Source organism: Pantoea wallisii (assembly GCF_002095485.1).
Taxonomy (GTDB): Bacteria; Pseudomonadota; Gammaproteobacteria; order Enterobacterales; family Enterobacteriaceae; genus Pantoea; species Pantoea wallisii.
Genome location: NZ_MLFS01000052.1, coordinates 20,772 through 34,357, shown reverse-complemented (window position 1 = coordinate 34,357; position 13,586 = coordinate 20,772). Strand labels below are relative to the sequence as shown.

Annotated in this window: 9 protein-coding genes and 3 pseudogenes; 1 reads left to right on the top strand and 11 read right to left on the bottom strand. The window is 59.8% G+C overall.

Annotated features, from left to right (window positions below; all coding sequences use genetic code 11):
- The 8 genes and pseudogenes from HA48_RS16880 to HA48_RS16845 all read right to left on the bottom strand — a co-directional run.
- Positions 1 to 258 (bottom strand): annotated as a pseudogene (locus HA48_RS16880) (cell division protein DedD); the annotation flags it as partial.
- Complete coding sequence (gene folC / locus HA48_RS16875) at positions 248 to 1,516, bottom strand: bifunctional tetrahydrofolate synthase/dihydrofolate synthase (protein ID WP_128602356.1); 1,269 nt, start codon at positions 1,514 to 1,516, stop codon at positions 248 to 250. The pseudogene HA48_RS16880 and the gene folC, both read right to left, overlap by 11 nt.
- Before the next feature lie 71 nt (positions 1,517 to 1,587).
- Positions 1,588 to 2,496, bottom strand: a complete 909-nt coding sequence (accD, locus tag HA48_RS16870; RefSeq protein WP_128602355.1) for an acetyl-CoA carboxylase, carboxyltransferase subunit beta — start codon at positions 2,494 to 2,496, stop codon at positions 1,588 to 1,590.
- A gap of 132 nt (positions 2,497 to 2,628) precedes the next feature.
- Entirely contained in the window at positions 2,629 to 3,291 is a 663-nt protein-coding gene (locus HA48_RS16865) for a DedA family protein (protein ID WP_128602354.1), read from the bottom strand.
- Positions 3,292 to 3,318: 27 nt separating this feature from the next.
- Positions 3,319 to 4,131: a tRNA pseudouridine(38-40) synthase TruA gene (gene truA / locus HA48_RS16860; RefSeq protein ID WP_128602353.1), complete on the bottom strand. Its 813-nt coding sequence runs from the start codon at positions 4,129 to 4,131 to the stop codon at positions 3,319 to 3,321.
- Positions 4,131 to 5,141, bottom strand: a complete 1,011-nt coding sequence (locus tag HA48_RS16855; protein WP_128602352.1) for an aspartate-semialdehyde dehydrogenase — start codon at positions 5,139 to 5,141, stop codon at positions 4,131 to 4,133. Before HA48_RS16855 ends, truA begins: the two co-directional genes overlap by 1 nt.
- A gap of 111 nt (positions 5,142 to 5,252) precedes the next feature.
- Positions 5,253 to 6,383, bottom strand: a complete 1,131-nt coding sequence (gene pdxB / locus HA48_RS16850) for a 4-phosphoerythronate dehydrogenase PdxB (protein ID WP_128602351.1) — start codon at positions 6,381 to 6,383, stop codon at positions 5,253 to 5,255.
- Positions 6,384 to 6,440: 57 nt separating this feature from the next.
- Positions 6,441 to 7,219, bottom strand: a pseudogene (locus HA48_RS16845) (helix-turn-helix domain-containing protein).
- Between the two features lie 95 nt (positions 7,220 to 7,314).
- Here HA48_RS16845 and HA48_RS16840 point away from each other — a divergent pair.
- On the top strand, positions 7,315 to 8,229 hold the full coding sequence (locus HA48_RS16840; protein WP_128602350.1) for a DMT family transporter: 915 nt from the start codon (positions 7,315 to 7,317) through the stop codon (positions 8,227 to 8,229).
- A gap of 109 nt (positions 8,230 to 8,338) precedes the next feature.
- On the opposite strand, the gene HA48_RS16835 is transcribed toward HA48_RS16840, so the two are convergent.
- The 3 genes and pseudogenes from HA48_RS16835 to tctD all read right to left on the bottom strand — a co-directional run bounded on the left by HA48_RS16835 (position 8,339) and on the right by tctD (position 13,510).
- Complete coding sequence (locus HA48_RS16835; RefSeq protein ID WP_128602349.1) at positions 8,339 to 11,335, bottom strand: inverse autotransporter beta domain-containing protein; 2,997 nt, start codon at positions 11,333 to 11,335, stop codon at positions 8,339 to 8,341.
- A gap of 138 nt (positions 11,336 to 11,473) precedes the next feature.
- Positions 11,474 to 12,848 (bottom strand): annotated as a pseudogene (locus tag HA48_RS16825) (sensor histidine kinase).
- Complete coding sequence (gene tctD, locus HA48_RS16820; RefSeq protein ID WP_128602348.1) at positions 12,839 to 13,510, bottom strand: transcriptional regulator TctD; 672 nt, start codon at positions 13,508 to 13,510, stop codon at positions 12,839 to 12,841. Before tctD ends, HA48_RS16825 begins: the two are co-directional and overlap by 10 nt.
- Positions 13,511 to 13,586: the final 76 nt, after the last annotated feature.

The following is a 13,586-nucleotide window of genomic DNA, read 5'->3' as shown; positions in this document are numbered from 1 at the left end:
GGTGCTCTGGGCCGGCGTACTGGCCGGATTCTGCTGCGCGCTGCCTGCGCCTTCCGGCGGCTGCGACGGCAGGGGCTGCGTTACCGGCGGCACCATTTCACTGTCCTGCTGGTCATCCGGTTTAGGGACCAGCGGGATGGCCGCGAACTCCTCTTTATAGTGCTTTTTCTTACCATCCAGCAGACCCGGCAATACGATGACGCCAATCGCCACCAGAATGACGGTTCCGACTAAACGGTTCTGAAACTTACTTGCCACTGCCGTTCTCCGCTGCCATCAATTCCATAACCTGTGCCACCGTGTGGAACGAACCACACACCAGAATGAGATCTTCCGGACGCGCCTGCTGACGCGCCGCCTGCCACGCTGCCCCGACGCTGGCATAAGCCGCCGCCTCAGCAAGATGCGCTATCAGCTCGTCTGCGGTGGCGCCGCGCGGGCCCTCAAGCGGCGCGCAGTGCCAGCGATCAACCTGTGGCGCCAGCGCGGCCAGCGTCCCGGCGATATCTTTGTCATGCAGCATGCCCACTACCGCATGCACGGTGCCACTTTTCGGCAGCTCTGCCAGGCGTGACGCCAGGTAGTGCGCGGCATGGGGATTGTGAGCGACATCCAGAATGACGCGCGGCGATTCGCTCACCGTCTGAAAGCGCCCCGGTAACATCGCCAGCGGCAGATGCGCACGGATAACTGCCTCACTGACGTTGAGACCCGATGCGCGCAGTGCGGTCAGCGCGGTGGCTGCGTTGGGTAATGGTACCTGCGTCAGCGGCAGGTCACACAGCGCGCCGTGCGCATCCTGCAGCGACCAGCTGCTGGCCTGCTGCTGCCACTGCCAGTCGCGGTTCACCTGCAGCAGCTGCGCGCCCTTCTCCGCTGCGACCTCAGCGATGGTGTGCGGCATATCCGCTTCGCCCACCACCGCCGGTTTGCCTGCGCGGAACACGCCCGCTTTTTCCCGGCCGATACTCTCCCGGTCCGGGCCCAGCCAGTCGGTGTGGTCGAGCGCGATGCTGGTGATCACCGCGACATCGGCGTCAACAATGTTGGTGGCGTCCAGCCGTCCACCCAGCCCGACTTCGAGGATCACCACATCAAGTTGCGCTTCACGGAACAGGTTGAACGCGGAGAGCGTGCCAAATTCAAAGTAGGTCAGCGAGATATCGCCGCGTCCGGCCTCAATTGCGGCAAAGCTGGCGCTGTGCAGCGCTTCATCCAGCTCAGCGCCCTGTACGCGAACGCGCTCGGTGTAACGCACCAGGTGCGGCGAGCTGTAGACGCCAACGCGATACCCCGCCGCCATTAGCAAGGTCTCCAGCGTGCGGCAGGTGGTGCCTTTGCCGTTCGTTCCGGCGACGGTAAAGATAAACGGAGCGGGTTTTAGCAGGTCGAGGCGTGCAGCGACGCGCTGAATACGATCCAGGCCGAGTTCAATAGCCTGAGCGTGCAGATTTTCAAGATAATGAAGCCACGTGGCCAAAGGCGACGTGGCTTGAGGGAGGTGAAGAGTGTCCATGTGCCCGTTCGCTCTTTACGGTGTAGTGCATGAATAAAAAGGCGCATCAATATGCGCCTTTCGGTTGCCTGTCAGGCTTCGTTGCTCTCCGGCTCAGCCGTGGTTGACTGATCACCATCCTGCAGCGGCGCCGGCAGGTTCATCATTTTCGCCAGCAGGCTTGCCAGCTTAAAGCGCATTTCCGGACGACGGATGATCATGTCGATCGCGCCCTTCTCAATCAGAAACTCACTGCGCTGGAAGCCCGGCGGCAGTTTTTCACGCACGGTCTGCTCGATAACGCGTGGACCGGCAAAGCCAATCAGCGCTTTCGGTTCCGCCACGTTGAGATCGCCCAGCATCGCAAAGCTGGCCGAGACGCCGCCCATGGTCGGGTCGGTCAGCACGGAGATATACGGCAAACCGCGCTCCTGCATCTTCGCCAGCGCAGCGCTGGTTTTTGCCATCTGCATCAGCGACTGCAGCGCCTCCTGCATACGCGCCCCGCCACTGGCGGAGAAGCAGATCAGCGGGCAGTTATCTTCCAGCGCCTGCTCTACGGCACGCACAAAACGCGCACCCACTACCGAGCCCATGGAGCCGCCCATAAAGGCGAACTCAAACGCAGCAGCCACTACCGGCATACCGTGCAGCTGGCCTTTCATGACGATCAGCGCATCTTTCTCGCCGGTGTCTTTCTGTGCCGCCACCAGACGATCTTTGTACTTCTTCGAGTCGCGGAACTTGAGCAGGTCTTTGGGTTCCAGCTCGCTACCCAGCTCTACCATTGACCCTTCATCCATCAGGCTATGCAGACGCTCGCGCGCATGCATACGCATGTGGTGGTCGCACTTCGGGCAGACTTCAAGGTTGCGCTCCAGCTCGGCGCGGTACAGCACCTGACCACAGCTATCGCATTTCGTCCACACCCCTTCCGGGATGCTGGCTTTGCGCGAAGGTGTGGTAGTGCTTTTATTCAGTATGCGTTCAATCCAGCTCATTGATGACCTTTCTGTTTAATGCTGACCTGGTCCAGTCTTGTCGTTACTGCTGAAATCACCTTCAGCAGGCCGTAAATGTCGCTCATTAAACCACAACCCGTTCACGCTGTGGATAAAAATCTGGTAACCCGCTTACTGCGGCTTCTGCTGACGCGCCTGGCGGCGGTGACGCCACACTTCAATAACGCCTGGCAGTATGGAAACCACAATGATGCCGACAATCAGCAGTTTGAGGTTCTCCTGTACCACGGGCAGGTCACCAAACAGATAACCCGCATAAGAGAACAGCAGCACCCACAGCAGCGCACCCGTTACGTTAAAGAGCGCGAAGTGGCGATAAGACATGTGTCCCATTCCCGCCACGAAGGGGGCAAAGGTTCGCACGATTGGCACAAAGCGCGCAAGTATAATGGTTTTGCCGCCGTGACGATCGTAAAAGGCGTGAGTTTTATCCAGGTAGCTGCGACGGAAAATTCTGGAGTTCGGATTGCTGAACAGCTTCTCACCAAACAGCCGGCCGATGGTGTAGTTCACCGCATCGCCCAGAATGGCGGCGATCACCAGCAGCGTCACCATCAGATGCACGTTAAGATCGTTGCCCGGCAGCGCAGCCAGCGCACCGGCAACAAACAGCAGCGAATCGCCCGGCAGGAACGGCGTCACCACCAGCCCGGTTTCACAGAACAGGATCAGGAACAGAATGGCGTAGATCCAGATGCCGTACTGCGCGACCAGTTCGGCCAGGTGCACATCAATGTGCAGAATAAAATCGACAATAAAGTGGACAAACTCCATAACAGCTAACTCCCTGACACTTTCCGATTAAAATGAATCCGCGAGGAACAACGGTCCCGGCGCAGGCTGAGGTAACGCAAAGTGAGCGGGATAGTCTACCGCCACCAGATACAACCCTTCGGCTTTGGCCGTGGCCGCCGCCAGGGTGCGATCTTTGGCCGCCAGCAGCTCAGCCATCCACGTTTCTGGCTGATTGCCGGTGCCGATCTCCATCAGGCTGCCCACAATATTGCGCACCATGTGATGCACAAAGGCGTTGGCTTTGATATCCACAATCACGTAGGGCCCCTGACGCGTCACGTTCAGGTGCATCACGTTGCGCCACGGTGTGCGCGACTGACACTGCACGGCGCGAAACGAGGTAAAGTCATTCTCGCCAATCAGGCACTGCCCGGCGCGCTGCATCTTTTCAGCATCCAGCGGATGATAAAAATGGGTGATGCCCTTGCCGAGAATGGCCGGGCGCAGCCGCTGGTTGTAAATCACGTAGCGATAGCGCCGCGCCGTGGCGCTGAAGCGCGCATGAAACGTCTCCGGTACCGCTTTCACCCAGCGCACGGCGATATCATCCGGCAGATTGGCGTTCACGCCCAGCGTCCAGGCGCTGTCAGCGCGCTGTGAGGTGGTTTCGAAATGCACCACCTGCCCGGTGCCGTGCACGCCGGCGTCGGTGCGTCCGGCACAAAACACGCTGACAGCGTGGTTCGCCACCTTTGACAGCGCCTTCTCCAGCTTCTCCTGCACGCTGCGCACTTCATTCTGGCGCTGCCAGCCATAGTAACGGCTGCCGTCATACTCAATGCCTAACGCCAGCTTAAACGTGGTCCCTTCCGCCAACATTACCAGAGATACTCCTGCACCAGCTTCTCCGCCGTTTTCACCGCCATCAGCGCGCCGCCGAAGCGGATGTTGTCGGCAACCGACCAGAACTGCAGCAGCTCCGGGACGCCGTAATCGTTACGCACGCTGCCAATGCTCAGCGTTTCGTTACCGGAAGCATCGCTGACCTGAGTCGGGTATTCGCCCTCTTCACTCAGATTGATATCCTCCGCACGCGCCAGTTCGTCACGCGCCTCTTCGGCAGACAACGGGCGCAGGTTCTCGATATAGACAATCTGCGCGTTGCCGTAGAACACCGGCGCCTGCACGCTGCTGACCGCAATCGGCAGCCCTTCGTCCTGCAGCACTTTGCGCACCTGATCAACCAGACGACGCTCGCTCTCCACGCTGCCCAGGCTATCCACCTGCTGCGGCAGCAGGTTAAACGCCAGCTGGCGGCCAAAATAGTGCTCATCAGCTGGTACGCCGTTCAGCAAACGCGCGCTCTCACCGGCCAGCCCATCCACAGCGGCTTTGCCATGGCTGGAGGCCGAAACCAGATTCGTCACCTGCAGGCGACCCAGCCCCGCGGTATCTACCAGCGGTTTGATGGCGCTTAACAGCTGGCTCACCAGCGCATCAGCAACGGTAATAATGTTGCGGTTGCGATAGTCGGCCATCACCTGCGGATTGACATCAGGCACCACCAGCGGCACATCCGGCTCCAGCGCGAACAGGTCGCTGCTGTCAATAACGATACAGCCCTGGCTGGCTGCCTCTTCGGCATAGCGCGCTGACGCCTCACGTCCGGCCACAAAGAACGCCAGCTGCGCCTGCGTCCAGTCAAATTCCGCCGCATCCTGCACGCGTAGCGAACGGCCCTCAAAACGGATGCTCTCACCCGCGCCGTTTTCGCTCGCCAGCAGATACAATTCACCAACCGGGAAATGGCGTTCCGCCAGCAGTTCCAGTAAAGCGTTCCCTACTGCGCCTGTCGCGCCCAGTAGCGCAATATTCCAGCCGTCAGACATGTTGGTTTACTCCAGACAATGGCATAAAAAAGAGAGGCGGTGATCTCGCCTCCTGAGAATTAAGATAAATCCCCGTCATGCTGATGCATGAATCATTACCGGGGGTTGACGCTACTGTTGCAGCGTGGCGCGGAAGCCGAGTTTCTCCAGCATCGCTGCCGTCTCAGCATCATCGCACTGCACGCGCAGCGATGACCATTCACGGCGCTCTTCATACTGCTTACGCAGGCGATCAAACTCGCCCGGCTGCGCGGCCACTTTACGCAGCGGCGCGTCATCGCGGCGCACATCATACACCAGATGCACCAGCCGTTTCAGCGTAGGTTGATCCAGCTTGCCGTGCAGCGTAAGGGTGCCAAACTCCGGCGCCGGCAGCAGGCTCTCCAGCGTGACCGACTGTGGCTGACTGATGAAGTCGCACCAGGCTTCGAATACCTGCGTTGTGCCGCGCGCCTTGCCCTCCAGCGTATAGCCGGCAATGTGTGCGGTGGCGATATCAACTCTGTCCAGCAGATCGAGGTTGAGCTCGGGCTCCGGCTCCCACACATCCAGCACCACGCTGAGATCGCGGCGCAGCTTGAGGATCTCCAGCAGCGCCGCGTTATCCACCACCGGGCCGCGGCAGGCGTTAATCAGGATGGAACCCGGCTTCAGCGCCAGCAGCAGCGCGGTATCGGCCAGGTGCCAGCTTTTGTACGGTCCGTCTTTAAACAGCGGCGTGTGGAAAGTGAGGATATCCGCCTGCGCGACCAGCTCCTCCAGCGGCCGGAAATCGCCGGCGTCACCGCGATCGGCGCGCGGCGGATCGCACAGCAGAGTTTTAACGCCCCAGGCTTCCAGGCGCTGTTGCAGACGGCTGCCGACATTGCCGACGCCGACGATGCCCACGGTGCGATCGCGCAGGGCAAAGCCGTCACGTTCGGCCAGCAGCAGCAGCGCAGAGAAAACGTACTCCACCACCGCAATAGCGTTGCAGCCGGGCGCCGCCGAGAAGCCGATACCGGCCGCCGCCAGCGAGGCGTCATCAATGTGGTCAGTTCCGGCCGTCGCGGTACCGACAAACTTCACTGGCGTACCCGCCAGCAGCGCCGCGTTGACCTTAGTCACCGAGCGCACCATCAGGCCGCTGGCATCCTGTAGTTCCGCTTCCGGCAGCGGGCGACCCGGCACGGCGACCACATCACCGGTGCGGCTAAACAGTTCACGAGCGTACGGCATATTTTCATCGACGAGAATTTTCACGGCGGCGGTCCTGTCTGCTTGAAATAAACGGGGCATATGATGGCATAAAGCCGGGAATTAGCCTAACCGGCTACGATAGCGATCCGGCGTGGTGCCGGCCTGCTGCTGAAACATCACAATAAGCGCCGAGGCGGAGCTGTAACCGAGTTCGTGGGCGATGCCCTGCACGCTACAGCCCTGCTCCAGCAGCGTGATGGCGCGCAAAAAGCGTAAGCGCTGCCGCCACTCGCTGAAGGACATCTTCAGCTGCTGCTGACAGCGCCGCGCCAGCGTACGTTCAGTGGTGAACACGCGCTTCGCCCACTGTGCCAGCGTGGTGTTATCGCCGGGTTCTCCTCCAGCGCGCGCAGTATTGGCGCAAGGAATTTGTCATCGGACAGCGGTAAGTAGCTGGTGTGCACCGGCGCGAGGCGCAGGCGATCGATTAAAACGTCGCAGAGCCGCCAGTCGGCGTCGCTGTGCGGCTGCTCCAGCCCCCGCCGGGTAAACTCATCCATGATGGCGTGCGCGATGGCGTCTACGGTCAGCAGGCAGGCCTTTTGCGGCATGCCGCTACAGAGATCGGCGGCAAGATTGAAGGTACGAAACTGTGCCAGGCAGTGGTTGTAACTGCTGTGGCGCTGGCCGGGCGGAATCCAGATCGGCATGCCTGCAGGCGTCAGCAGCCGTTCGCCCTCCACTTCCATCTCCAGCACATGGCCGGAGACAAAGATCGCCTGGCCCCACTCATGCTGATGCGGCAGGTATTCGGTTTTCGCATTGGTTTGCTCGTAGCGCATAAAGTAGCGCAGCTGCGAAGCGTCCACCGGGGGCTGATACTCTATTTGCAGACTCATTCTGTCCGGTCATTAACGAATTTTGTCCGATTTTAACTATCTGGTTTAAACCGGTCAAACGTAAGCTACCCGCGTTTATTTTGCGGAGCCGTATCATGAATTTATTGTTTCCGTTGATTGCCGTTCTGATCTGGTCAGTCAACACCATCGTTAGCAAGCTGTCTGCCGGCAGCATCGATCCTGCAGCGATCTCCTTTTACCGCTGGCTGCTGGCCCTGCTGGTGCTGACGCCTTTTTGTCTGCCCGGCGTGTGGCGCCATCGTCACACCATTAAAGTCAACCTGTGGCGGCTGCTGGTGCTCGGCCTGCTGGGCATGGTGCTCTATCAGAGCCTGGCTTACTATGCGGCGCACAGCGTATCGGCGGTGATGATGGGGATTCTTGGCGCCACCATTCCGCTACTGACCATCCTGCTGAGTCTGTTTGTGCTGCGTCTCGCCCCTACGCGCGGCATCCTGATTGGCGGCGTGCTCTCCTTTGCCGGCCTGGTGTGGCTGGTGAGCGCGGGCAATCCGGCGCAGCTGCTGGATCAGCGCCTGGGCAACGGTGAACTGATGATGCTGGCCGCCTCCACCTCTTATGCGCTGTATGGCGTACTGACCAAACGCTGGGCGATTGCGCTGCCAACCTGGCAAAGCCTGTATGTGCAGATTCTCTTCGGCGTGCTGCTGCTACTGCCGGGCTTCTTGCATGCGCCGGACGTGACGCTGAATGCCGCCAACGTGCCGCTGGTGCTGTTTGCCGGACTGTTCGCATCCATTATTGCGCCCTTCCTGTGGATTCTGGGCGTGCAGCGTTTAGGCGCCAGCACCACCAGCATCTTTATGAACTTTGTACCGGTGTTTACCGCAGCGATCGCCGTGCTGTTTCTGCACGAGCAGTTACAGGCGTATCACTGGATTGGTGGCGGTATGACGCTGGTGGGCGTGATCCTGGCGCAGCGCCTGAAAACGCCGCTGGTGCGAAGGCAGCGTTCCACGCCTGACGCACCCTGCCCGGCGAAAAAATAGTCAGGTAGCACCGTTTACCGCTCCCTTCTCAGCATGCAAAAAAGCCCCTGGCATCGGCCAGGGGCTTTATGAAATTAACTATGTAGCACTGAAGCTTTAAGCGCCCGGGTTACTGTTTACAGATTACATCGTAGTGGTAGCCATCTCCGCCTTTGCGGAAAGAGACGACACCCTTATCCATATACACGTAGTTGTGCTCTTTATCCTGAACTGAAGACGTACGGTATACGTTATCGGTTCGCCAGCCCAATTGATCCAGCAGCTTATTATTCGGATAAGCATTGTACAGTTTTATTAACTCTTCCTTGGTTGGGAGAGTACAGATTTTACTTGCCGTCTGGAAGTTGTAACTTCCCCAGTCTTCATTGTGATACGTTTGCACACCGTCGCCCCGTTTCTCGCTATTTAACCAGGGACGATGGAACGTCGTTCCCCCGACCGTCACGGTCTCAGTCATGTTGCCCCACATCGTGGCACTTGCGACATCCGGGCTGGTTTTGACATTAAAGGTCACCGCCTGAAGCGCGGTATCGCCGCTCTCTGCTCTCAGCTCCAGCGTGTTTTTTACTCCGGTGCCGTCCGGATCGGTGATGTTAATCACCAGATTACCGCTGGCATCCGTTACGCCTTCATAGGTCGTCACTTCGCCGCCGTTCAGCTTCAGGTTGCCACTGCTGGCGGGCTGGTTCTGGCGGTTCAGCGTCTCAACCACCTGCAGCGTGATTTTTGTCTGTGGCGCCGGCTGATGCGTGGTTTTACGCACGGCGTTTACGGTCAGCTGAATGCGCTCGCCGATATTTTTACGCGCACTGTCCACCTTCACCGTAAGATCCACCGGCGCCGGTTTCAGCACCACCTGAGCGGTAGTCACATCCAGGCGGTTACCTGCTACGGTCACGCTGAGCGTAGTCGTGCCAGGCACGGTGCCACTGAGCGAAGCTTCGTAAATGCCGTTGCCTCTCTCCCTGATCGTATCCAGCTTGCTGCCCTGCAGTGAGGAGATGAACGCAACATCCTGACCGGTTATAGGATTATTGTAACTGTCACGCAGATCCAGCGTCACGACCGCTCTCTCACTGCCGTCCGCCAGAATGGCCGGGGCCGATACGCTCAGCGCTGACTTGCCTGCGTCCGCCTGGCTATCTGCAACAAAGGTCGCCTGCACCTGCGCGCTACCTGCCGCGGTCGCTGCCGTGACGGTAACTTTCTCCGCTACCGTATCGGTAAACAGCAACGTGACATAGCCATTTTTATCGCTCACGCCGGTCAGGCTGCTGCCTGCAGCGGCCCGGGCAGAACCGCTCAGCGTAAAGAGTACGGCCATATTTGCCACCGGGTTGCCGCTACCATCGGTAACGCGAGCCCGAACGCGCGCAGCATCTTTACCGCTGGCGATCACGCTATCGGTGATCAACGTTAAATCACCGTCGCGCACGGCTGCGCTGGCCGTATCGCTGGTTTCGCTGATGCTGACCGACGGCAGCGCCAGGTTACCCAGCGTTGGTGTGACCACCGCCACCGCAGGTCGGTTGCCGGTCGTTAAGGTCATAACGTAATGACCATTACCCGTTTCTGTAATGTCGCTCAGGCGGGCGGGCTGGGCAGGCTGCACCCCCTGTGGCACAGCGGCTGTGGTCACGCTGCCGCTATCAGGCATGCTCTGCTCCGTCACGCTGGCCGCCAGTTCGGCTGCCAGCCCGGTAACCGGTGCGCCCTCTTCATCAACCAGCGTAACCGTAATCTGCGTGGTGGATTTACCATCCGCCGGCAGGGTGTTCAGCGCAGAAACGGTGCTGCTGCGCAGGGCGCTCACTGCCGGACGCGCCACGCTGACCGTAGTGGTGGCGATTTTTGAGGTGTTGTTGTGCGTGTCATGTGCTACAGCGCTTAACACGTAACTGTTGGGCAGACCGGCGACATACTTCGGCATGACCAGGCGATAGCTGCCGTTGCCGTCATCAATGATCTTTCCGCCCGCAGCAATAATTGCTGCATCGCGCCAGACAATGTGCGACAAGCCATATTTTGCTGCCAGCTGGTAGCGGATCGCCTGCGTGCTGCCGCTGGTACCGGCGATGGTCTGCGGCAGCGTAAGCGTAATCAGCTCCTGTTTGCGGTACTCCAGCACAATGGCGTTGTTACGCTCGACCAGATCCATGCCGCTGCCTGCCAGCGTGCGCTGCAGCCCTACGGATGCCGGATCCAGCTGTGAGGCCAGCGATTGCCCCGGATGCCAGTTAAGCTGCAGGCCCAGCAGCGTTTCACTCTGACTGCCACCCTTTTTATGGTCGGCGCTTACTGAGAGCAGCGGCACCGGCGTCCAGCTCAGACCGGCAGTGACCGCATTTGGGTTCTTCTGCCGCTTATCTTTACTGAACAGCGCCACTTCATCCCCGTAATACTTCTCATACATCAGGCGGCCGCCAAGTGCCGGATACGCCGGTAGCCAGGCTTCAGCACGCAGATCGTAACCATTGGCCGGACGCGCATCGTAATCCTCCACATCACCCGCATTACGCCAGCCGGAGAGGCGATAATAACCATTCCCGGAGAGCTTCAGGTAATCACGCCACGCCTCCAGGCCGGTTCCCACGCGTTTGTGTCCGCGGCTGAAATTTTGATCGTAAAAGGCGTTATAGCCCAGCATCCAGTCGCCGCTGAAGTGGCGCATACCGAGGCCCGCATTGCCCGTCAGCTGACCATCAACGTTGCGCAAACCATTCTGTGTGAAGAACAGATGCTGCTCGCTTTTGCTCAGCGGCAGCAGCACATCAACTGCCCCGAGATGCGGTTTAAAGTGATTATCCGTGCCCAGTTCGACGCGCGCGGTGCCGAAGGTTTGCAGCCACTGCTGCAGCTGCTGAGTTGCCAGCCCGGATGCCTGCTCTGCAGCAAAGCCATTAATATCACGCGACTGTGCCACCTGGGCCAGCGTAGTGAGATGCCCGGCGGTACGCTGCCATTCACCGTCATCCGGCTGCGGCATGGCAGCCTGAACGGTCATCGCCCAAAAGGGTGTTATTGCCATGCCCGTCTGCACGGCAATGTGTAAATATGCCAGCGGACGCCGCCAGCCGGAAGTGTGTGCCTGTTTTCTGGAAGCCATCTTAAGCCTTTGATATAAAAAGACATGAAAGGAATTTATTTAGAGGCTGCCAGTGTAAAAGGGAATATTCTGAATACCGGTAGAGACCTGTCTTAAAATTCGGGCATGTTTAAGGTTGTGGTAAAGGATGCGGAAGGCTCAGAAGCGAAGCGTAACGCGCAGCCCGCCGAGCTGCGGACTGCGATCGAGTGCCAGCTGCGCGCCGTGCCAGGCACTGATATCTTTGACAAGCGCCAGCCCAATGCCGGCGCCCGGCTGCTGCGTATGATCGAGCCGCGCAAACGGCTGCAGCGCCCGCCGGTGCTCCGCGGTGGCGATGCCCGGCCCACTGTCCTCAATCTCCAGGACGTTGCCCTGTACGCGTGCCGTGATGGTGCCGTGCGCCGGAGTATATTTGATGGCGTTATCCAGCAGATTGGCGCACAGCTCCGCCAGCAGCAGCGCATCGCCCTGCACGCAGGCGGCCTCTTCACCTTCGAAGCCCAGATCGATCAGTTTGTGTCGCGCTGCCGGATAGCCGCTAAAACAGGCCTGCTGCACGATGGCGCTCAGATTGACGCAGGTGAAGGGTTTATCTTCGCCGTGTCGCGCTTTGATTTGCGCCAGCTGCAGCAGCCGATCGGTCAGCAGTACCGTGTCATCCAGCGTGTGGCGCATGCCCTGTAAACTTTCGCGCCACTGCTGCGGATCGTCACTGTTGAGCGCCACGCTCACCTGCGTTTTCAGGATCGTGAGCGGCGTACGCAGCTGGTGCGAGACATCCGCGCTGAAACGCTCCTGCCGTGCCAGCAGGCCACGCAGGCGCTCAAGGTGGCGATTGAAGGCAGTAATCAGCGGCTGCAGCTCGGACCACGGCAGCAGCGAGGGCAGCGGCGTCAGCTCACCCGGCGCGCGGCGTAAACATCATGCGCGACAGACGGCGCAGCGGACGCAGCACTTTGCGCAGCAGTAAGCCTGCCAGCAGCAGCGTCATCAGCACCAGGAAACTCTGGCTGATCAGCGCGGTACGCAGCAGGCTATCCGCAAAGGCGTGACGTGAATTCAGCGTTTCCGCCACCAGCACCAGCGCCATGCCCTCCACGCCGGCTTCACTCACCGGCTGCCATAGCGCCGCTACGCGAATCGGCTGTTTGCGATAGCGGGCATCGTAGAAGTGCACCAGTGCCGGATAGACGTCCGAAAGCGGTGCATTGCGCGGCAGCAGCGGCAGATCCGGGTAGCCGGAGAGCGTTTTGCCCTCAGGCGAGATCACCTGGTAGAAGAGCTGATCGTTCATGTTACGTTCAAAGCTGTCCAGCACCACCCAGGGCACGTCGACCTCCAGATGCTGCTGGCGTACCACCAGCCGCTCCGCCACGGTACGCGCGGACGCCAGAAGCGACCGATCGTAAGCCTGATTTGCCGCCTGCAGCGCGCTCTGATAGTGGGTGTAAACCGATAAGCCCCACAGCAGCAAAAGGGGGACGCCCAGCCACGCCAGCAGCTCACCGCGCAGCGATCGAATCAGCCGCACGGCTGGCACTCCAGGCTGTATCCCAGCCCGCGTAGCGTGACTATCGCTACATCGCTCCCCGCCAGTTTTTTCCGTACCCGGTGCACGTAGAGTTCGATACTTTCGGGGCTGGCTTCATCCGCCAGCGTGAACGTCTGCTCATACAGATGCTGACGCGATACCGGCCTGCCGGGACGCTGCATCAGCGTTGACAGCACGCTGGCCTCACGCGGTGTCAGCTGCAGCGGCTTATGGTTGAGCAGGAAATAGCCCTCACCGTCGCGCTCCAGCTGACCAATCATCTGCGATTGCGTCGCCTGTCCGTGACTGCGGCGCAGCAGCGCACGCAGCCGCGCTTCCAGCTCATCCAGCTCAAACGGTTTGGTGAGATAGTCATCGGCCCCTGCATTCAGCCCCTGCACGCGCTGCTCCAGCGCACTCTGCGCAGTCAGCAGCAGCACCGGTACGCGCTGACCGCGTTTACGCATGCGCGCCAGAACCGCCAGGCCATCCAGACGAGGCAGAGAGCGATCCAGCACCACCAGCGCGTAGTCCTCGCTCTGCAGGACATGGTCCGCCGCCACGCCGTCCGCTACCCAGTCCACTGCAAACCCTTTCTGCGTGAGCGCTTTCTGCAGCCAGTTCGCCAGCTCGACCGTATCTTCCACCAGTAAGAGACGCATATCACATCCTGTTAGTTTTGCCGTTGGCTGAAAGGTAAATGAAAGGTTGCTGTTTTAACAATTCAGCAACGCCGAA